At 73.5% G+C, this 19,238-nt stretch carries 18 protein-coding genes; 4 read left to right on the top strand and 14 right to left on the bottom strand.

Annotated features, from left to right (window positions below):
- Positions 1-16: 16 nt before the first annotated feature.
- From ABZ836_RS02675 to hisD, 9 genes are all read right to left on the bottom strand, one after another.
- Entirely contained in the window at positions 17-1,645 is a 1,629-nt protein-coding gene (locus tag ABZ836_RS02675; RefSeq protein WP_361138618.1) for an isocitrate lyase/phosphoenolpyruvate mutase family protein, read from the bottom strand.
- A 138-nt stretch (positions 1,646-1,783) separates the two neighbouring features.
- Complete coding sequence (gene hisF, locus ABZ836_RS02680; RefSeq protein ID WP_356130887.1) at positions 1,784-2,539, bottom strand: imidazole glycerol phosphate synthase subunit HisF; 756 nt, start codon at positions 2,537-2,539, stop codon at positions 1,784-1,786.
- Between the two features lie 37 nt (positions 2,540-2,576).
- Positions 2,577-2,972, bottom strand: coding sequence for a RidA family protein (locus ABZ836_RS02685; RefSeq protein WP_356130885.1), 396 nt, complete (start codon positions 2,970-2,972; stop codon positions 2,577-2,579).
- Positions 2,969-3,703, bottom strand: a complete 735-nt coding sequence (gene priA, locus ABZ836_RS02690) for a bifunctional 1-(5-phosphoribosyl)-5-((5-phosphoribosylamino)methylideneamino)imidazole-4-carboxamide isomerase/phosphoribosylanthranilate isomerase PriA (RefSeq protein ID WP_356130884.1) — start codon at positions 3,701-3,703, stop codon at positions 2,969-2,971. Before priA ends, ABZ836_RS02685 begins: the two co-directional genes overlap by 4 nt.
- Before the next feature lie 2 nt (positions 3,704-3,705).
- Entirely contained in the window at positions 3,706-4,347 is a 642-nt protein-coding gene (hisH, locus tag ABZ836_RS02695) for an imidazole glycerol phosphate synthase subunit HisH (protein ID WP_356130882.1), read from the bottom strand.
- A 4-nt stretch (positions 4,348-4,351) separates the two neighbouring features.
- On the bottom strand, positions 4,352-4,507 hold the full coding sequence (locus ABZ836_RS02700; protein ID WP_356130880.1) for a hypothetical protein: 156 nt from the start codon (positions 4,505-4,507) through the stop codon (positions 4,352-4,354).
- Positions 4,508-4,511: 4 nt separating this feature from the next.
- Positions 4,512-5,105, bottom strand: a complete 594-nt coding sequence (gene hisB / locus ABZ836_RS02705) for an imidazoleglycerol-phosphate dehydratase HisB (protein WP_356130878.1) — start codon at positions 5,103-5,105, stop codon at positions 4,512-4,514.
- Positions 5,102-6,268: a histidinol-phosphate transaminase gene (locus ABZ836_RS02710; RefSeq protein WP_361139316.1), complete on the bottom strand. Its 1,167-nt coding sequence runs from the start codon at positions 6,266-6,268 to the stop codon at positions 5,102-5,104. The genes hisB and ABZ836_RS02710 overlap by 4 nt, the downstream gene beginning before the upstream one ends.
- Before the next feature lie 5 nt (positions 6,269-6,273).
- Positions 6,274-7,599 (bottom strand): histidinol dehydrogenase, encoded by a 1,326-nt coding sequence (gene hisD / locus ABZ836_RS02715; protein WP_356130877.1) that lies wholly within the window; start codon positions 7,597-7,599, stop codon positions 6,274-6,276.
- Positions 7,600-7,801: 202 nt separating this feature from the next.
- Here hisD and ABZ836_RS02720 point away from each other — a divergent pair, with 202 nt between their 5' ends.
- The 3 genes from ABZ836_RS02720 to ybaK all read left to right on the top strand — a co-directional run bounded on the left by ABZ836_RS02720 (position 7,802) and on the right by ybaK (position 10,745).
- Positions 7,802-9,391 carry an oxidoreductase gene (locus ABZ836_RS02720; protein WP_361138624.1) on the top strand — a complete coding sequence of 530 codons (1,590 nt, stop codon included), beginning with the start codon at positions 7,802-7,804 and terminating at the stop codon, positions 9,389-9,391.
- Positions 9,392-9,460: 69 nt separating this feature from the next.
- Positions 9,461-10,201: an LON peptidase substrate-binding domain-containing protein gene (locus ABZ836_RS02725; protein WP_356130873.1), complete on the top strand. Its 741-nt coding sequence runs from the start codon at positions 9,461-9,463 to the stop codon at positions 10,199-10,201.
- A gap of 43 nt (positions 10,202-10,244) precedes the next feature.
- Positions 10,245-10,745 carry a Cys-tRNA(Pro) deacylase gene (gene ybaK / locus ABZ836_RS02730; RefSeq protein WP_356130871.1) on the top strand — a complete coding sequence of 167 codons (501 nt, stop codon included), beginning with the start codon at positions 10,245-10,247 and terminating at the stop codon, positions 10,743-10,745.
- A gap of 102 nt (positions 10,746-10,847) precedes the next feature.
- On the opposite strand, the gene ABZ836_RS02735 is transcribed toward ybaK, so the two are convergent.
- From ABZ836_RS02735 to ABZ836_RS02750, 4 genes are all read right to left on the bottom strand, one after another.
- Positions 10,848-11,654: an AAA family ATPase gene (locus ABZ836_RS02735; RefSeq protein WP_361138628.1), complete on the bottom strand. Its 807-nt coding sequence runs from the start codon at positions 11,652-11,654 to the stop codon at positions 10,848-10,850.
- Positions 11,655-11,688: 34 nt separating this feature from the next.
- Positions 11,689-12,528: an ABC transporter permease gene (locus tag ABZ836_RS02740; RefSeq protein ID WP_356130867.1), complete on the bottom strand. Its 840-nt coding sequence runs from the start codon at positions 12,526-12,528 to the stop codon at positions 11,689-11,691.
- Positions 12,529-12,682: 154 nt separating this feature from the next.
- Positions 12,683-13,654 carry an ABC transporter ATP-binding protein gene (locus ABZ836_RS02745; RefSeq protein WP_361139319.1) on the bottom strand — a complete coding sequence of 324 codons (972 nt, stop codon included), beginning with the start codon at positions 13,652-13,654 and terminating at the stop codon, positions 12,683-12,685.
- Positions 13,655-13,801: 147 nt separating this feature from the next.
- Entirely contained in the window at positions 13,802-15,040 is a 1,239-nt protein-coding gene (locus tag ABZ836_RS02750) for an NYN domain-containing protein (RefSeq protein ID WP_356130865.1), read from the bottom strand.
- 241 nt (positions 15,041-15,281) lie between these two features.
- Here ABZ836_RS02750 and ABZ836_RS02755 point away from each other — a divergent pair, with 241 nt between their 5' ends.
- On the top strand, positions 15,282-15,449 hold the full coding sequence (locus tag ABZ836_RS02755) for a hypothetical protein (RefSeq protein WP_356130863.1): 168 nt from the start codon (positions 15,282-15,284) through the stop codon (positions 15,447-15,449).
- 99 nt (positions 15,450-15,548) lie between these two features.
- On the opposite strand, the gene dnaE is transcribed toward ABZ836_RS02755, so the two are convergent.
- A complete protein-coding gene (gene dnaE / locus ABZ836_RS02760; RefSeq protein ID WP_356130862.1) occupies positions 15,549-19,088 on the bottom strand; it encodes a DNA polymerase III subunit alpha in 3,540 nt (1,179 codons plus the stop codon).
- Positions 19,089-19,238: the final 150 nt, after the last annotated feature.

Raw genomic sequence — 19,238 nt, forward strand, 5'->3', positions numbered from 1 at the left:
CCCCCGGCTGCCCCTCCTACGGGGTTCCGCCGGTGGCGCCGAGGGCCTGGGTCCGCGCGTAGGAGAGGGCGGTGAGGCCCGCGGGGCCGCCGTCGCGGACGGCGGTCGCCGCGGTCACGGCCGCGGCGAGCGCGGTGCGGTAGAGCAGCGAGCCGAGGCTGACCCTGCGCACGCCCAGCGCGGCGAGCTCGGCGAGGGTGGGTCCGGTCGGGGTGTGGAGGATGTTCAGCGGGACGACGACGCCCGCCGCCAGGGCGGCGATCCGCTCCGGGTCGGCCAGTCCGGGGACGAACACCCCGTCCGCGCCCGCCTGTTCGTAGGCCGCGAGGCGTGCGGCGGTCTCGTCCTCCTGGCGTCCGAGCCAGTGGGTGTCGGTGCGCGCGTTGACGAAGAGGCCGGGCACGGCGGCCTTGACGGCGGCGATCTTCGCGGCGTGCGCGGCGGCCGGGGCGAGGGTTCCGTCGGGGCGGCCGTCCTCCAGGTTGATCCCCGCGGCGCCGGCCTCGTGCAGCCTGCGGGCGAGCTCGGCCACCTCCGCGGGGTCGTCGCTGAAGCCGCCTTCCGCGTCGACGGAGAAGAGGAACGAGCCCCGGCCGAGGCGGCGGGCGAGGGCGAGGGTGTCCTCGGCGGTGGCGGCGGCGCCGTCCGGCAGTCCGGCGGCCGCGGCCACACCCAGGCTGGTGGTGCCGATCGCCGGGAAGCCCTCGGCCGCCAGGGCGGCGGCGGAGGCGTAGTCCCAGGCGTTGGGGAGCAGCAGCGGGGCGGCCCGGTGGTGCAGGGCCGCGAAGGGGGTCCGCGGGCGGCCCAGCAGGCCCTCGGCGAGCGCGAGGGCGTGGGCGCGGCCCGGGCAGACGCGCGGGGACGCGCCGAACGTCAGGGGCGCGGGATGCCCGCGCTGGGCGGTCACGACGTCCAGCAGCACCACGTCGCCCTCGGCGATCGCACGGCCGCCGAGGTGGGTGGCGCGGTCCGCGACGCGACGGAGCGCCGGAACCGGCGGCGTCTCCCGCAGAACACGGGCGAGAGGCACGGTCACGGCGGCCCCCACGGCAGCGGCCTCCGGGGTGGCGGCCTTCTGCGCGGTGGACTCCACGGCGGCGCACTCCAGCGCGGCGGTCTCCTGCGCGGCGGCGGACTCCACCAGGGTGGCGGTCGCGGCGCAGGCCTGCACGAGGAGGCCGATGCGGTTCGCGGTGGCCTCCAGGGCGGGGGCGTCCGCGCCGTCGGGGTCCGTCGGGGACACGAGACGGGCCACGGCCGCGTCGGCGGCCGGGTCCTCGCCGCCGAACCAGACGGCGGCCACCAGGGTCACGTCACGGGCGACCGCCTCGGGCTCCGGCAGGCCCATCGCCTCGGCGAGGGCCCGCACCACGCGCTCCCGGAGCCCGCCCCCGGCCTCGGTCCCGGCCGCCGCCCGGTGGAGTGCGCCCTGGTCCAGCCGGGCCAGCTCCGCCTCCACCAGGGCGCGGCGCCGCCGGTGCGTCGCGCCCGTGCTGAAGCGGGCGGACGCGGCGCGCAGCCAGGGGACGCTTCCGCCGGTCCGGTGGCCGTCGGCCGCGGCAGGCGGGTCCGGGACGAGGGCCGGGTCGGCGAGCGCCGCGTGGACGTCCGCGGCCCGGTCGAAGGTGTGCGTGGTGTGGGTCATGCCCGTGACGCTAGGGCCGGGACGGTTCGGCCGGGCCCGAACCGTCCCGCAAGCCGGACTCCCACGGCCGGACTCCGAAGGCCGGACTCCGAGGGCCGGACACCGGAAGCCGGACCCCGGACACCGGAGGCCGCGGCGTCAGCGGATCGGGTGGCCCGCGTCCCGCAGGGCGGTCTTGACGTCGCCGATGCGGAGGTCGCCGAAGTGGAAGACGCTCGCGGCGAGGACCGCGTCGGCGCCCGCCTCGACGGCGGGGGCGAAGTGCTCCAGGCGGCCCGCGCCGCCGGAGGCGATCACCGGAACCGTGACGTGCTTGCGGACGGCGGCGAGCATCTCCAGGTCGTAGCCGTCCTTGGTGCCGTCGGCGTCCATGGAGTTGAGGAGGATCTCCCCCGCCCCCAGCTCCGCCGCCCGGTGCGCCCACTCGACGGCGTCGATGCCGGTGCCCCGGCGGCCTCCGTGGGTGGTGACCTCGAAGGACCCGCCCTCGGTGCGCCGCGCGTCGACCGACAGGACCAGCACCTGACGCCCGAACCGCTCGGCGATCTCGCGGATCAGCTCCGGCCGGGCGATGGCCGCCGTGTTGACGCCCACCTTGTCCGCGCCGGCCCGCAGCAGCTTGTCCACGTCCTCGGCGGTGCGGACGCCGCCGCCCACGGTGAGCGGGATGAACACCTGCTCGGCGGTGCGCCGCACCACGTCGTAGGTAGTCTCCCGGTCGCCGGAGGAGGCGGTGATGTCCAGGAAGGTCAGCTCGTCGGCGCCTTCGGCGTCGTAGACCTTCGCCATCTCCACCGGGTCACCGGCGTCGCGCAGGTTCTGGAAGTTGACGCCCTTGACGACCCGGCCGTTGTCGACGTCCAGGCAGGGGATGACTCGGACCGCCAGGGTCATGAATCCACGGCTCCTTGAAGAAAGAACAACAGAACTGCTACGGGGCGCGGTACGCCTCGAGTTCGACCTCGACCAGGATGCGCGGGTCGACGAACCCGTCGACGACCACCAGCGTCATCACCGGCCGTACCGTGCCGAAGACCTGCTGGTGGGCGCGGCCGGCCGCCTCCACGTCCCGGCGGTGGGCGAGGTACACGCGGGTGCGGACCACGGAGTCCGGGCCGAGCCCGAACTCCTCGATCGCCCGCAGCGCGTTGGCGAACGCGGCGCGGGCCTGTTCGTAGGGGTCGCCCTCGCCGGAGAGGACTCCGCCGCGGAAGGCGGTGGTTCCGCCGACCAGCACGCGGTCGCCCGCCGCGACGGCGCGCGCGAAGCCGAACTCCTCCTCCCACGGGGTGGGTTCCGGACTCTGCACGCGCCGCACGTCGGTCATCGGGACACGGCCTCCAGCGCCTCTTCCAGCGTGAACGCCTTGGCGTAGAGGGCCTTGCCGACGATGGAACCCTCCACGCCGAGCGGGACCAGCTCGGCGATGGCCCGCAGGTCGTCCAGCGAGGAGACGCCGCCGGAGGCGACGACCGGCCGGTCGGTGCGGGCGCAGACGTCCTTCAGCAGCTGCAGGTTGGGGCCCTGCAGCGTGCCGTCCTTGGCGATGTCGGTGACGACGTACCGGGCGCAGCCCTCGGAGTCCAGGCGGGCCAGGGTCTCGTAGAGGTCGCCGCCGTCACGGGTCCAGCCGCGGCCGCGGAGCGTGGTGCCGCGGACGTCGAGGCCGACGGCGATCTGGTCGCCGTGCTCGGCGATGATCTTGGCGACCCACTCGGGGTTCTCCAGGGCGGCGGTGCCGATGTTGACGCGGGTGGCGCCGGTGGCGAGGGCGGCGGCGAGCGAGTCGTCGTCGCGGATGCCGCCGGACAGCTCCACCTTGATGTCCATGGCGCGGGCGACCTCGGAGATCAGCTCCCGGTTGTCGCCGGTGCCGAAGGCGGCGTCCAGGTCGACCAGGTGGAGCCACTCGGCGCCGGCCGACTGCCAGGCGAGGGCGGCCTCCAGCGGGGAGCCGTAGGAGGTCTCGGTGCCGGACTCGCCGTGGACGAGGCGGACGGCCTGGCCGTCGCGCACGTCGACGGCGGGCAGCAGTTCGAGCTTGGCGGTGTCAGCCATGTCTAGAGGGTTCCGATCCAGTTGGTCAGCAGCTGGGCTCCGGCGTCGCCGGACTTCTCGGGGTGGAACTGGGTGGCCCACAGCGCGCCGTTCTCGACGGCGGCGACGAAGGGCCTGCCGTGGGTGGACCAGGTCACCTTGGGCGCGGCGAGCGACGGGTTGTGCGCCTCGAGCGACCAGTCGTGCACGGCGTACGAGTGCACGAAGTAGAACCGCTCCTCGGGGCCGACCCCGGCGAACAGCTCGGTGTCCTCGGGGGCCTGGACGGTGTTCCAGCCCATGTGGGGCACCACGTCGGCCTGCAGCGGCTCGACCGTGCCGGGCCACTCGTCGAGGCCCTCGGCCTCCTCGCCGTGCTCGATGCCGCGGGCGAAGAGGATCTGCATGCCCACGCAGATGCCCATGACGGGGCGTCCGCCGGAGAGCCGGCGGCCGACGATCCAGTCGCCGCGGGCCTCCTTGAGGCCCTGCATGCAGGCGGCGAAGGCGCCCACGCCGGGGACCAGCAGGCCGTCGGCGTTCATGGCCCGGTCGTAGTCGCGGGTGATCTCGACGTCGGCACCGACCCGGGCGAGCGCCCGCTCGGCGGAGCGGACGTTGCCGAACCCGTAGTCGAGGACGACGACCTTCTTGGGGCTGCTCATGCTCCTACTTCCAGTACATGGCGCCGACGACGATGCACAGGGCTGCGCCGATGGAGAGGACGGCGATCAGGCTCTTCGGCATCTTCTGCTTGTGGAAGGAGATGACTCCGCCGAGCAGGAAGAGGCCGAGCACGATCAGTACGGTGGAGACTCCGTTCATCGGTTTACAGCGCGCCCTTCGTGGAGGGCAGGATGCCCTCGGCGCGCGGGTCGCGCTCCGAGGCGTAGCGCAGGGCGCGGGCCAGGGCCTTGAACTGGCACTCCACGATGTGGTGGGCGTTGCGGCCGTACGGCACGTGGACGTGCAGGGCGATCTGCGCCTGGGCGACGAAGGACTCCAGGATGTGCCGGGTCATCGTGGTGTCGTAGGAGCCGATCATCGGCGCCATGTTCTCCGGCTCGGTGTGCACCAGGTAGGGGCGGCCGGAGAGGTCGACGGTGACCTGGGCGAGGGACTCGTCCAGCGGCACGGTGCAGTTGCCGAACCGGTAGATGCCGACCTTGTCGCCGAGCGCCTGCTTGAACGCGGCGCCGAGCGCGAGGGCGGTGTCCTCGATGGTGTGGTGGGAGTCGATGTGGAGGTCGCCCTCGGTCTTCACCGTGAGGTCGAACAGGCCGTGGCGGCCGAGCTGGTCCAGCATGTGGTCCCAGAAGCCGACGCCGGTGGCGATGTCGGTGCGACCGGTGCCGTCGAGGTCGATCTCGACCAGGACGGAGGTCTCCTTGGTGGTGCGCTCCACGCGCCCGACGCGGCTCATGCGTTGTACTCCTCTTCGTACTTCTTCAGTGCGCGTACCGCTTCCAGGAACGCGTCGTTCTCCGCGGGCGTGCCCGCGGTCACCCGCAGCCGTCCGGGGACGCCGTTGTCCCTGACCAGGACGCCGTGGTCGAGGATCCGGCGCCAGGCGGCGTGGGCGTCCTCGAACCGGCCGAACTGGACGAAGTTGGCGTCGGAGTCGGTCACCTCGTAGCCGAGCCCGCGGAGTTCGGCGACCAGGCGGTCGCGCTCCTCCTTGAGCTGCCGGACGTAGCCGAGCAGGGTGCCGGTGTGCTCCAGGGCGGCGAGCGCCGTGGCCTGGGTGACCGCCGACAGGTGGTAGGGCAGCCGGACGAGCTGCACGGCGTCCACCACGGCCGGGTGGGCGGCGAAGTAGCCCAGGCGCAGCCCGGCGGCGCCGAACGCCTTGGACATGGTCCGGGAGATCACCAGGTGCGGGCGGCCCTCCAGCAGCGGCAGCAGCGAGGCGCCGTGGCTGAACTCCACATAGGCCTCGTCGACCACCACGATGGACGGCTTGGCGGCCTGGGCGGCGTCGTACAGGGCGAGCACCGCCTCGGCGGGCACGGCGTTGCCGGTGGGGTTGTTGGGCGTCGTCACGAAGACGACGTCGGGGCGGTGCTCGGCGATGGCCTTCTCGGCGGCCGGGACGTCGATGGTGAAGTCGTCGTTGCGGGGGCCCGAGATCCAGCCGGTGCCGGTGCCGCGGGCGATCAGGGCGTGCATCGAGTACGAGGGCTCGAAGCCGATCGCGGTGCGGCCGGGACCGCCGAAGGTCTGCAGCAGCTGCTGGAGGACCTCGTTGGAGCCGTTGGCGGCCCAGACGTTCTCCTTGCCCACCGGACGCCCGGCGGTGCCGGCCGGGGCCGAGCCGTTCACGGCCGAGCCGTTCAGGGCCGTGTCGTTCAGGTACGCGGCGAGGCGGGTGCGCAGCTCGACCGCGTCCCGGTCGGGGTAGCGGTTGAGGTGGCGGGCGGCCTCGCGGACCCGCTCGGCGATGCGGTCGACCAGCTCGTCGGGGAGCGGGTAGGGGTTCTCGTTGGTGTTCAGGCGCACCGGCACGTCGAGCTGCGGCGCGCCGTACGGGGACTTGCCGCGCAGCTCCTCGCGTACGGGCAGGTCGTCGATGCGGATCTCGCTCACGTCGCTCACTTGGTGCCGGGAACCTTCCAGTCGAACCGTGCCTTGATCGCCGCGCCGTGCGCCGGGAGGTCCTCGGCCTCGGCGAGGGTGACGACGGTGTGCGCCACGTCGGCCAGGGCGTCCCGGTCGTAGTCGACGATGTGGATGCCGCGCAGGAAGGACTGCACGGACAGGCCGGAGGAGTGGCAGGCGCAGCCGCCGGTGGGCAGCACGTGGTTGGAGCCGGCCGCGTAGTCGCCGAGCGACACCGGGGACCAGGGGCCGACGAAGATCGCGCCGGCGTTCCTCACCCGCTCCGCGAGGGCGGCGGCGTCCGCGGTCTGGATCTCCAGGTGCTCGGCGCCGTAGGCGTCGACCACCTTCAGGCCCTCCTCGATGCCGTCCACCAGCACGATCGCGGACTGCCTGCCGGCCAGGGCCGGGGCGATCCGTTCGGTGACGTGCTTGCTGGCCTCGACCTGCGGCTTGAGCTCGCGCTCCACCGCCTCGGCCAGCTCCTCGGAGTCGGTGACCAGCACGGCGGCGGCCAGCGGGTCGTGCTCGGCCTGGCTGATCAGGTCGGCGGCGACGTGCGCCGGGTCGGCGGTGCGGTCGGCGAGGACGGCGATCTCGGTCGGGCCGGCCTCGGCGTCGATGCCGATCTTCCCGGTGAAGTACCGCTTGGCGGCGGCGACCCAGATGTTGCCGGGTCCGGTGACCATGTCGGCGGGCGGGCAGGACCCGGTGCCGTAGGCGAACATGGCGACCGCGGTGGCGCCGCCGGCCGCGTACACCTCGTCGACGCCCAGCAGGGCGCAGGCGGCGAGGATCGTCGGGTGCGGCAGGCCGCCGAACTCCTTCTGGGCCGGGGAGGCCAGCGCGATCGACTCGACGCCCGCCTCCTGGGCCGGCACCGCGTTCATGATCACGGACGACGGGTAGACCGAGCGCCCGCCGGGCGCGTAGAGGCCGACCCGCTGGACCGGCACCCACTTCTCGGTGACCGAGCCACCGGGGACGACCTGGGTGGTGTGCGTGGAGCGGCGCTGCGCCCGGTGCACCAGGCGGGCGCGGCGGATCGACTCCTCGAGGGCGGCGCGGACCTCCGGGTCCAGGCCCTCCAGCGCCTCGGTGAGCGCGGCGGCCGGGACGCGCACGGAGTCCAGGCGCACGCCGTCGAACTTCTCGGCGAAGTCGATCAGTGCCGCGTCGCCCCGATGATGCACGTCCTCGCAGATCGGCCGCACCTTCTCGAGGGCGGCGGTCACGTCGAAGTCGGCTCGGGGCAGCAGGGCGCGCAGGGCAGGACCCTCGGGGAGGGCGTCGCCGCGCAGATCGATTCGGGAGATCACGCCCCCAATTCTCTCAGACCCGGAACGTGGACCGACGCCACGTATCAACCGCTGATACGGCCCGCCGCCCGGCACCGCCCGCGCGCCCGGTCCTCGGCCGTCCGGAGCAGAAAAGATCACCGTTACGCAAGGTGTCCACGTGGTCACGTTCGGGCATGACGGCAGTAATACCAACGTGCGCCGGGAGGAGGGAGTGAGTGCCGTGACCGAGGGTGGCACCGTCGCTCCCGACGGCCTCGAGACCGGGTTGCCGGGCGACCTGTCACCGGCGGAGACCGGGATGTGGCAGGCGTTCCGCGACGGCAGCGTCTACGACCTGCGGCACGGCGACCCGGTGGTCGACGACCCGCACGGCCGTCACCCCTGGGGGCCCGAGCGGACGGTCCGCGCCCGCGTCGTGTGCTGGCTGCTGCTGGACGGGCCGCCCGCGCTGGCCGGCCGGGTGTCGGCCCTCAAGCTGATCGGGGTGCGGATCGCCGGCTCCCTGGACCTGGCCGGCGGCACGGTGGATCCCTACGTCGAGATGGAGGACTGCCGCTTCGACGAGGAGATCCTGCTGCCCGAGGCCCGGTTCACCACCGTGCGGCTGGAGAACTGCGCCGTGCCGCGCCTGGAGGCGGCCCGTGTGCACACCGAGGGCGACCTGCACCTGCCGCGCTGCCGGTTCGCCCGCGGCATCCGCCTGAGCGACGCCCGGATCGGCACCGACCTGCTGCTCAGCCAGGCGGTGGTGCGGCACGACCGGCACGGCCGCTCCCTGTCCGCGGACGGCCTCACGGTGGGCCAGGACCTCCAGGCCGACCTGCTGGAGTCGCACGGCGAGCTGGGGCTGCGCTCCTCCGAGGTGGGCGCCTCGCTGAGCCTGCGCGGCGCCCGCCTGGCCAACCCGTACGCCCGGCTGGCGCTCAACGCGCCCCAGCTGAGCGTGGGCCGCGCCCTCTACATGACGCCCGCCGGGATCGGCACGGCGCGGCCCGCCGGCAACACGCCCGCGCGCGGCACCCGGGTCCAGCCGTTCGAGTGCCTGGGCGGGGTGCGGCTCGACGACGGGCGGTTCGGCGACTCGGTGGACCTGCGGGCCGCCCGGTTCAACCTGACCGCCGAGCAGGAGCTGTCGCTGCGCCGGGTGCAGACGCCGGAGCTGCGGTTCCTGCCGGTGCGCCCGCGGCGGGGCCGGGTGGTGCTGTCCGGGGCGCGGGTGGGGAACCTGGTGGACCGGGCGGAGAGCTGGCCGGGGCCGGGCCGCCTGCACATGGGCGGGTTCACCTACGAGAACCTGGTCCCGCAGGGCCCGTTCACCCTGGAGCAGCGCCTGGAGTGGCTGGCCGCGGCCACGCCCGAGTACAACCCCGAGCCCTACGAGCTGCTGGCCACGGTGCTGCGCGGCGGCGGCGAGGACGAGGACGCCCGCGAGGTGCTGCTGGCCAAGCAGCGCCGCCGCCGGGAGACGCTGCCCCCGGCGGCCAAGCTGTGGGGCTACGCCCAGGACGTGACGGTCGCCTACGGTTACCGCCCGGCCCGGGCGGCGGTGTGGCTGGCGGTCCTGTGGGCGGCGAGCACGCTGATGTTCTCCCGGTCCCGGCCCACACCGGCGCGGGGCGACGAGCACCCGCCGTGGAGCCCGGCGCTGTTCTCCCTGGACCTGCTGCTGCCGGTGATCGACCTGGGGCACGCGACGGCCTGGCACCTGCAGGGCGCCTGGCAGTGGCTGGCCGCCGTGCTGATCCTGCTGGGCTGGGGGCTGGCCACGGCCGTGGCGGCCGGCGCGACCCGCCTCCTGGGCCGGAGCTGACCCGCCCCGCGCCGCGGGCGCCGACCGCGGCGCGGGATCCGGGCGCCGCGCGCATTAGGCTTTTGCGCCGTGACCACCCTGCGGCTGCCGCTGTTTCCCTTGAACATGGTCCTGTTCCCAGGGCTCGTGCTTCCCCTCAACGTCTTCGAGGAGCGGTATCGCGCCATGATGCGCGACCTGCTCCTGGTGCCGGAGGAGGCGCCGCGCCGGTTCGCCGTGGTCGCCATCCGCGACGGGCACGAGGTCGCGACCACCGCTCCCGGCATGCCCGACCCGACGGCGCTGCCCGAGCGGGGCCCGGCCGCCGGTTTCGCCGCCGACCCGGTCAACTCCTTCCACGCGGTGGCCTGCGTCGCCGACGTGGCGACCATCCGGGAGCGGGACGACGGCACCTACGAGGTGCTGGCCACCGGCACCCGCCGGGCCCGGCTGGTCTCCGTGGAGGCCTCCGGGGCCTACCTCACGGCCGAGCTGGAGGAGCTGCCGGAGGAGGAGGGCGACGAGGCCGGGCCGCTCGCCGAGGGGGTGCTGCGGTCGTTCCGCCAGTACCAGAAGCGGCTGGCGGGTGCGAGCGAGCGGTCGCTGTCCTCGTCGGCGGAGCTGCCGGACGAGCCGTCCGTGGTGTCGTACCTGGTGGCGGCGGCGATGGTGCTGGACACGCCGACCAAGCAGCGGCTGCTGCAGACCCCGGACACGGCGTCCCGGCTGCGGGACGAACTGCGGCTGCTGCGGCAGGAGGCCTCCATCCTGCGCGCCCTGCCGTCCCTTCCGGCCGGTGACCTCACCCGGGTCCCCACCAGCCTGAACTGACCGACACACACCCAGCGCGACCCGAGCGGAGACGGACGGGAAGATGGCCAGGAAGCCGAAGAAGCAGCAGTCCGGCGGCACGCCGGCCACGGTCGCCCTCACCGAGGCGGGCGTGCCGTTCACCGTGCACGCCTACGAGCACGACCCCTCGCACCCCTCGTACGGCGAGGAGGCCGCCGAGGCGATGGGCGTGTCGCCCGACCGGGTCTTCAAGACGCTGGTGGCGGACGTGGACGGCTCCCTGGTGGTGGCCGTGGTGCCGGTGGCCGGGTCGCTGGACCTGAAGGCGCTCGCCGCGGCGGTGGGCGGCAAGCGGGCCGCGATGGCCGACCCCGCGCTGGCCGAGCGCACCACGGGGTACGTGCGGGGCGGGATCTCCCCGCTGGGGCAGCGCAAGAAGCTGCCCACGGTCCTGGACTCCTCCGCCGAGGACCACGCGACCGTCTGCGTCTCCGCCGGCCGCCGCGGCCTCGAGGTGGAGCTCTCCCCCAAGGACCTGACCACCCTCACCGGCGCCACCACGGCTCCCGTCGCCCGCCCCTGAACCGGGCCCCACCGGCGCAGGGCGGGGCAGGGCGGCGCGCGGACGCGCGCAGGCCGCCGTGCGGGAGCTCGCGCGCGCGGCGGGTCGCCCCGCGGCGACGGCTCAGCTCTTCCGCAGCGCGCCGCCCGGGGCGTCCGGAGCGTCCTGGGCGTCCGGGGCCTCCGGGGCCTCCGGGGCCTCCGGGGCGTCCTCCTCGGGAGCCTCCGGCTCGTCCGCCCCGTCGTCGTCCCGGGGCACCAGCAGAGCCGTCAACGTGAGGTGCACCAGCAGCGCCACCACCGGCCACATCACCAGCGCGCTGACCGCGTGCAGCTCCAGCGGCGCGTCGAACCGCACGCCGTCCCCGGCCGCGCGGGCCCGCGCCGCGACGTCCCGCGAGGGGCCGAGCGACATCCCGACCTGCCAGGCCACCACCGACCCCAGCAGCCCTCCCAGGCTCAGCCCGGCGACCACGGGCACCCCGCCCCGCCGCACCAGCAGGAACGCCAGCACCCCGCCGACCAGCCCGAACCCCGCGGCCAGCAGCGTGAACACCCCGTCCGCGCCGACCGCCTGCTCCCCCTCGATCTCGGCGAGGTAGGCGATCCACTCCCCGTCGACGACCTCGCCGACCAGCGGAACCCGCGGCGCGAGCCAGAGCCAGAGCAGCCCCAGCAGCAGGCCCGCCGCGGTGGACGCGGCCGCCACCAGCGCACCCTGGCCCAGCTCGGCGCGCAGGCCGGGACCGCCGTCGAGGTAGGACCGGACCGCCGAACGCGGCCGGAAGAGGTGGGAACCGCCGGCCCGCCCGCCGGCCGCGGCGTCCTCGCCGTGCGGCTCGCCGGACGCCGGCGGCGTCCCCTCGTGCGCCCGTGCGGCGTCGTCGGACTCGGACTGCGGGTGCGGTTGAGGAGTCAGAGGTGCGGTCACCCTGACATCGTGCCAGGCGTCGGCGGGCGGCGCGTCACCGGACGGCGGCCCTGCGGTAGGCCCAGGTGGCCACGGCCAGCGAGACCACGCCGACCACGGCGCAGACGGCGAGGTCGGCCAGGACCCGCGTCCAGTCCGGATGGGACCCGAAGGACCGGGTGAACGCCTCCACGGCGTAGGTGGAGGGCAGCAGGTCGCGGGCGAGGGACACCACCTGCGGCATCCGGGAGGCCGGCAGCACGCCCAGCAGCAGGGCCGCCGACATGCCGAGCTGGCCCAGCAGGGTGGCCAGCTCCGGCCGGGGCGCGAGCAGCCCGCAGGCGGCCCCGAGTCCGGCCAGCGCGGCTCCGGCCAGCGGGATCACGGCGGCCAGCACCCACAGGTGGGTGAGCGGCAGCCCGAAGAGCAGGCAGCCGAGGACCGCGGTGACCAGCGTCCCCGGCACGGTGAACGAGGCGTACGCGGCGGCCGCGCCCAGCACCACCGCGGCGGGGGGCACCGGCAGCGTGGCGTAGTGGTCGAGCCCGCCGCTGGCGCGGAGCTGCCCGAAGTACTGGGAGAGCAGGTTGAGCGCCACGAAGGCGACGACCAGCACCGAGGAGCCGGCGACGACGGCCCGGGCCTCGTCCCCGCCGTCCACCACGCCGCGCATCAGGATCATGATGCCGACGGACTGGAAGGTGGCCACGAAGAGCAGCGGGATCCGCGCCACCCGGGCCCGGGACAGCTGGGCCCGGTAGACGGCGCCGAGGGCCGGCCACAGCCGGGTCCGCGGGCCGAGCTCGGCGACGACCGGGGAGGCCGCCCTCCGCTGGGGAGCCGCGGCCGGCGCCGGCACCGTGCCCGGCAGGGTCTCGGCGGGTACGACGCTCACAGGCAGCTCCTCGTCAGGGCACGTTCTTCTTCACCGGCGCGACCCGGGACACCGGCTCGGCCCGGCACCCCGGCACGACCCGGCACCCCGGCGCCGACCGCGCCCGGGCGGGCCTCGCGCGGCGGCACGTTCCGCACCCGCTCCGCGGCCCCCCTCACGCCTTCACCAGTCCCCGCGCCTCGCCGCCGAGCGCCAGGTAGACGTCCTCCAGGCTCGGCGTGGCCAGGGTGAAGTCGTCCAGGGCCGCGAAGGCGGCGCCGCCGGTGACCGCGCCGACGGCGGCCCGCGCCTCGTCCGGGGCGAGCCGCAGGGTCCAGCGGCGGCCCGACTCGACGGCCCGGCCCCGCAGCGCGGCCACCTCCGGCACGTGCAGCGGCGCCGTCTCCCGCCAGACCAGGTCGACGCGGACCTCGTCGGCGACGCGTTCCTTGAGGCCGGAGGGCGTGTCGCAGGCGATGACCCGCCCCCGGTCGAGCACGGCGACCCGGTCCAGCACGGTCTCCGCCTCGATGACGTTGTGGGTGACGAGCAGCACCGTGGCCCCGTGCTCGGCGCGGCGGCGGTCGACGGCGGACCAGACGGCGCGGCGGGCTACGGGGTCCATGCCGGTGGTGGGTTCGTCGAGGACCAGCAGCGGCCTCCGGCCCACCAGGGCGGTGGCGAAGCAGGCGAGCCGGCGCTGACCGCCGGAGAGCTTGCGCAGCGGCCGGCCCGCGATCGGGCCGAGGCCGAGTTCGTCGAGGACGGCGTCGCGCTCGGCGCGGGCGGCGCGGGCGTCCAGGCCGCGCAGCCGCCCGGTGGTCTCGGCGGCCAGCGACACGGTGAGCTCGTCCAGGGCGGTGGACTCCTGGCCGAGGTAGGCGAGGATCCGGGAGGCCCGCTCGGGGTGCCGGACGACGTCGTGGCCGTAGAGGGTGACGCTGCCCCGGTCGGGCCGCATCAGGCCGGTGATCTGGCGGACCAGGGTGGACTTGCCGGCGCCGTTGGGGCCGAGCAGGCCGAAGATCTCGCCCTGCCGGACGTCCAGGCTGACCGCGTCGGTGGCCGTCACCTCGGGTGTGCCGGGCGTGCCGCGGCGGCCCCGGCCGGCCGGGTAGGTCTTGGTGAGGTCACGCACCGCGCACACGACCTCGGGGCGAGGGGACGGCGGTGCGGGGCGTGCGTTCACGAGGGATGAGCCTACGGGGTGCCCGACTCGGCCCGAAATCCAACCCCTTTTTTCCGGGGCGGCCCGCCGGACGGGGTGGTGCCGTCGCACGGCGCGGTCCCGGGATCAGTCCGCGGTCGCGGCCCGCTCCGCCCCGGTGTGGCTGTCGACCTCCCGCCAGAAGCCCGCCCGGATGGCGTAACGGTCGTGTTCGTCGATCTGGTCGTCCTTGTGCGCGAGGAGCCCGAAGCGGGCCGCGTAGCGGAGGAGTTCGCCGTCGATGCGGTGCGGGATGCGCGGGTACTCGGCGGAGAGCTTCTCCAGGCAGGAGGGGTCGGTGACGCGCTGGATCCAGCGGCGGGCGAAGACCTGTCCGACCTCGTAGGCGTCCCCGCCGACGCTGGTGATGTCCTCCTCGTGGTCGGCCCACCGCTGCTCGGCGCTGGTGAGCTGGGCGAGGGTGGGCAGGGCGGCCGCCTCGGCGGACTCGGGAGGGGTGCCGGGGCGCTCGACCCAGCCCCGGTCGGAGGACCAGCGCAGGGTGGCGGTGGCGGGCTGGGCCGCGGGCGCGGTCACGGCCGGGGGGCCGGAGGCGCGCAGCGCCGCGAGGTCCTTCGGGGTGGGCACGCCTTTGGCGGCGGGCACCCGGTCGGCGCCGCCCGCGCTGTCGCCGTTGCCGTTGACGGGCGCGGGGACGGGTTCGCGGTCGCGGGTCCGCCGGTCGCCCTGGGGGGCGTGGGGTTCTCCGGGCGGGGCGGAGAGGATGGCGGCGATCTCGGGTCGCGGCGCGGGCGGTGGCGCGCAGACGCCGCCGAGGTCGCGGGCCCGGACCGCCTGGGTGATCCAGGCCCGGTCCAGCACCCGGCGTTCGTCGGCCTCGGCGACCAGGTCCTCGGACTGGTTGTAGTTGTTGTCGGCGGCCTGCACGGCCCACAGGTGGACGGCGACGCCGTGTTCCTTGGCGGACATCATGCCGGGCAGCAGGTCTCCGTCGCCGGTGACCAGCACGATGTCGGAGCAGGCGCGGTTGCGGGCGAGTTCGGTGAGCTCGGCGTGCATCGCGGCGTCGACGCCCTTCTGCGCCCAGCGCCCGTCGGAGCGGGTGAGGGCGCCGAGGCGGACGGTTACGCGGGGCATCACCCGGAGTCTGCGGTGTTCGGGCTGCGGGACCCGGTCGGGGGCGCCGTCGAACCAGTAGATGCGCAGCAGGGGCTGCCGGGTGTCGGCCTCGGCGCGTTCGCGGAGGCCCTGGACGAGGGCGGCGTGGTCGACGCTGATGCGGGACCGCGAGGGCTCTCCGGCCAGGAGGCTGGCGGCGGCGCCCAGCAGATATCCGGCGTCCACCAGGACGATGCAGCGGTCCACGCGGTCACCCTCTTTCCTCTGTCCGGGGAGGTGTGCTTCGGGCTCGCTTCGAGTCTGCCCCAGCGCGAGGGTCCGGACGGCCCGAACTGGATCTTCGGCGTGGCGTTTGCCCGCGGGACGGAGGGCGGCGCCCCAACCCCCCTGTCACGGTGGGTAGTCGTCCGACATGCGTGCGTGGTCGGCCTGTGTGAGTCTGAATGCGGCTCTGGCCCACCGATTCCCTCACAGGAGGAAGATCACCATGGCCAAGAACAAGAACACCCGCAAGCCCGCCCAGCGCGCCGCGCAGTCGGACCGGCCGGCGCACCGCTCGGACGAGGGGGCCGCGCAGCACCAGCCCACCATCGCGCAGGTGCAGGGCAACCCGTCGGACGTCGCGCGCAAGCAGCGCCGTTTCGGCCACAACTGACGCGCGCACGCAGCGCCCGAGGGGCCCGCCCGGGCTCGTGCGAACGAGCCGCGGGGCGGGCCCCTGACGCGTCCCGGGCGACCGGGCGCGCGGCGGCGGTCAGCCCGCCAGGCAGGACGGGCCGAGCAGCACCTTGAGGTCGCCGTAGAGGGCGGGGTCGGGCTTCACGCGGTGCCGGTCGAGGCGGAGCACGGTGGTCTTCCGCGGCCCCTGCAGCTTGATCCGCACCTCGCTCTCGCCCTTGTGGCTGGAGAGGATCTCCCCGAGCCGGGTGACCATGGGCGGGGTGACCTTGAGCGCGGGGATGGTCAGCACCACCGGCGCGTTGGCGCCGGCGTTGGACAGGTCGGGGACCATCAGCTCCATGGCCACCAGCCGCGGCACGTCCTCCCGCTTGTCCAGGCGGCCCTTGACGAAGACGACGGCGTCCTCGACGAGTTGGGTGGAGACGAGCTGGTAGGTGGCCGGGAAGAACATGCAGTCGATGGAACCGGCCAGGTCCTCCACGGTGGCGATGGCCCAGGCGTTGCCCTGCTTGGTCATCTTCCGCTGGATGCCGGAGATGATGCCGCCGATGGTGACGACGGCGCCGTCGCCGTAGTCGCCGCCGGTGAGCTGGGCGATGCCCGCGTCGGCCTTGTCGGCGAGGACGTTCTCCAGGCCGAAGAGCGGATGGTCGGACACGTAGAGGCCGAGCATCTCCCGCTCCTGGGCGAGCAGGTAGGTCTTGTCCCACTCGTCGGTGGAGAACTCGACGTCCAGTCCGAAGCCGGGCTCGTCGGCGCCCTCGTCGCCCATGCCGCCGAAGAGGTCGAACTGGCCCTCGGCCTCCTTGCGCTTGACCTGGACCACGTTGTCGATCATCGGCTCGTACTGGGCGATCAGGCCCTTGCGGGTGTGCCCGAGGGAGTCGAAGGCGCCGGCCTTGATCAGCGACTCGGTGGTGCGCTTGTTGCAGACCACGGCCTCGACCTTGTCGAGGTAGTCGGGGAAGGAGGAGAACTTCCCCTTGGCCTTGCGGGTCCTGATGACCGAGTCGACGACGTTGGAACCGACGTTGCGGACCGCGGAGAGGCCGAAGAGGATCACGTCGTCGCCCTGGGCCGCGAAGTTGGGCTCGGACTCGTTGACGTTCGGCGGGAGGACCTTGATGCCCATGCGGCGGCACTCGTTGAGGTAGACCGCGGACTTGTCCTTGTCGTCCTTGACCGAGGTCAGCAGCGCCGCCATGTACTCGGCGGGGTGGTTGGCCTTGAGGTAGGCCGTCCAGTAGGAGACCAGGCCGTAGGCGGCGGAGTGCGCCTTGTTGAACGCGTAGCCGGCGAAGGGGACCAGCACGTCCCAGAGGGCCTGGATGGCCTCGTCGCTGTAATCGTTCTTGCGGGCGCCGGCCTGGAAGATGGTGAAGTTCTTGGCCAGTTCGTCGGGCTTCTTCTTGCCCATCACGCGGCGGAGGATGTCGGCCTCGCCGAGCGAGTAGCCCGCGATGATCTGCGCGGCCTTCTGCACCTGCTCCTGGTACACGATCAGGCCGTAGGTGACGCTCAGCACCTCCTTGAGCGGCTCCTCCAGCTCGGGGTGGATCGGCGTGATCTCCTGCTGGCCGTTCTTGCGCAGCGCGTAGTTGATGTGCGAGTTCATGCCCATCGGGCCCGGCCGGTACAGGGCCGAGACGGCGGAGATGTCCTCGAAGTTGTCGGGCTTCATCATGCGCAGCAGGGAGCGCATGGGGCCGCCGTCGAACTGGAAGACGCCGAGGGTGTCACCGCGCTGCAGCAGCTCGAAGGTGGTCGGGTCGTCGAGCGGGAGGCCGAGGAGATCGATGTCGATCCCCTTGTTGGCCTTCACCATCTTGACGGCGTCGTCCATGATCGTGAGGTTGCGCAGGCCGAGGAAGTCCATCTTCAGCAGGCCGAGCGACTCGCAGCTCGGGTAGTCCCACTGCGTGATGGTGACGCCGTCGGAGTGCCGGACCCAGACCGGGACGTGGTCGGTGATGGTCTCGCTGGACATGATGACGCCGGCGGCGTGCACGCCCATCTGCCGGACCAGGCCCTCGACGCCCTTGGCGGTGTCGATGACCTTCTTGACGTCCGGCTCGTTCTCGTACATCGACCGGACCTCGCCGGCCTCCGAGTAACGGGGGTGCTGGGGGTCGGTGATGCCGGAGAGCGGGATGCCCTTGCCGAGGACGTCGGCGGGCATCGCCTTGGTGATGCGGTCGCCCATCGCGTAGGGGTAGCCCAGGACGCGGGCGGAGTCCTTGATGGCGTTCTTCGCCTTGATGGTGCCGTAGGTGCCGATCATGGCGACCTTGTCGGCGCCGTACTTCTCGGTCACGTACCGGATCACCTCGACGCGCCGGCGCTCGTCGAAGTCGATGTCGACGTCGGGCATGGAGACGCGCTCGGGGTTGAGGAACCGCTCGAAGATCAGGCCGTGCGGGATCGGGTCGAGGTCGGTGATGCCCATGGCGTACGCCACGATCGAGCCGGCCGCGGAGCCTCGGCCGGGGCCGACCGCGATGCCGTTGTTCTTGGCCCACATGATGAAGTCGGCGACGACCAGGAAGTAGCCCGGGAACCCCATCTGGATGATGACGTCCATCTCGTACTCGACCTGCTTCTGCCGGTCCTCGGGGATGCCGCCGGGGAAGCGGCGCTCCATGCCGCGGCGGACCTCCTCCTTGAACCAGGTGACCTCCGTGTAGCCCTCCGGGATGTCGAACTTCGGCATCAGGTCGCGCTTCTCGAACATGCCGGTGGTGTCCACCTGCTCGGCGACCAGGAGGGTGTTGCGGCAGCCCTCCTGCCAGGCGTCGGAGGAGTCGATGGCGTACATCTCCTCCGTCGACTTCAGGTAGTAGCCGGTGCCGTCGAACTTGAAGCGGTCGGGGTCGGAGAGGTTCTTGCCGGTCTGGATGCACAGCAGCGCGTCGTGGGCCTGGGCCTCGTGCGCGTAGGTGTAGTGCGAGTCGTTGGTGACCAGCGGCGGGATGCCGAGCTTCCTGCCGATCTCCAGGAGCCCGTCGCGGACCCGGTGCTCGATGTCGATGCCGTGGTCCATCAGCTCCAGGAAGTACCGCCCCTTGCCGAAGATGTCCTGGTAGTCGGCGGCGGCCTTGAGCGCCTCGTCGAACTGGCCGAGGCGCAGCCGGGTCTGGACCTCGCCGGAGGGGCAGCCGGTGGAGGCGATCAGGCCCTCGGACCACTTCGAGATGGTCTCCTTGTCCATCCGGGGCCACTTCTGCAGCCAGCCCTCGGCGTAGGCGTCGGAGGAGAGCCGGAAGAGGTTGTGCAGACCGGTGGCGTTCGCCGCCCAGATCGTCTTGTGGGTGTAACCGCCGGAACCGGAGACGTCGTCGCGCTTCTGGTGCGGCTGGCCCCACTGGATCTTGCGCTTGTTGCGCCGCGACTCGGGGGCGACGTAGGCCTCGATGCCGATGATCGGCGTGACCCCGGCCTTCTTCGCGGTGTGGAAGAAGTCGTACGCCCCGTGCAGGTTGCCGTGGTCGGACATGGCGATGTGGGTCATCCCCATGTCCTGGCAGGCCTGGAACATGTCCTTGAGCCGCGCGGCACCGTCCAGCAGCGAGTACTGGGTGTGGACGTGCAGGTGCGTGAAGGGCGGCTTCGACACGGGTGGGGCCTCCTGAGGAGCACGGGGCGGGGGGTGCGCGTGGTCCGGTTGTCGGTCTCGAAGTCTATGCCCCGCCGCCCACAGGCCGGGGCATCGGGAACCTTCCCGGCCCCACCGGGTGGCGGCCGTCACCTTTTACCAGTCCTTTAA

It is taken from the genome of Streptomyces sp. NPDC047130, from assembly GCF_040643475.1.
In the GTDB taxonomy this organism is placed as follows: Bacteria; Actinomycetota; Actinomycetes; order Streptomycetales; family Streptomycetaceae; genus Streptomyces.

What these genes read in the sequence shown, in the direction of transcription:
- ABZ836_RS02675 (WP_361138618.1), bottom strand. Translation starts at nt 1,645, where the DNA reads ATGACCCACACCACGCACACCTTCGACCGGGCCGCGGACGTCCACGCG.
- hisF (WP_356130887.1), bottom strand. Translation starts at nt 2,539, where the DNA reads ATGACCCTGGCGGTCCGAGTCATCCCCTGCCTGGACGTCGACAACGGC.
- ABZ836_RS02685 (WP_356130885.1), bottom strand. Translation starts at nt 2,972, where the DNA reads ATGACCGACGTGCGGCGCGTGCAGAGTCCGGAACCCACCCCGTGGGAG.
- priA (WP_356130884.1), bottom strand. Translation starts at nt 3,703, where the DNA reads ATGGCTGACACCGCCAAGCTCGAACTGCTGCCCGCCGTCGACGTGCGC.
- hisH (WP_356130882.1), bottom strand. Translation starts at nt 4,347, where the DNA reads ATGAGCAGCCCCAAGAAGGTCGTCGTCCTCGACTACGGGTTCGGCAAC.
- ABZ836_RS02700 (WP_356130880.1), bottom strand. Translation starts at nt 4,507, where the DNA reads ATGAACGGAGTCTCCACCGTACTGATCGTGCTCGGCCTCTTCCTGCTC.
- hisB (WP_356130878.1), bottom strand. Translation starts at nt 5,105, where the DNA reads ATGAGCCGCGTCGGGCGCGTGGAGCGCACCACCAAGGAGACCTCCGTC.
- ybaK (WP_356130871.1), top strand. Translation starts at nt 10,245, where the DNA reads ATGGCCAGGAAGCCGAAGAAGCAGCAGTCCGGCGGCACGCCGGCCACG.
- ABZ836_RS02755 (WP_356130863.1), top strand. Translation starts at nt 15,282, where the DNA reads ATGGCCAAGAACAAGAACACCCGCAAGCCCGCCCAGCGCGCCGCGCAG.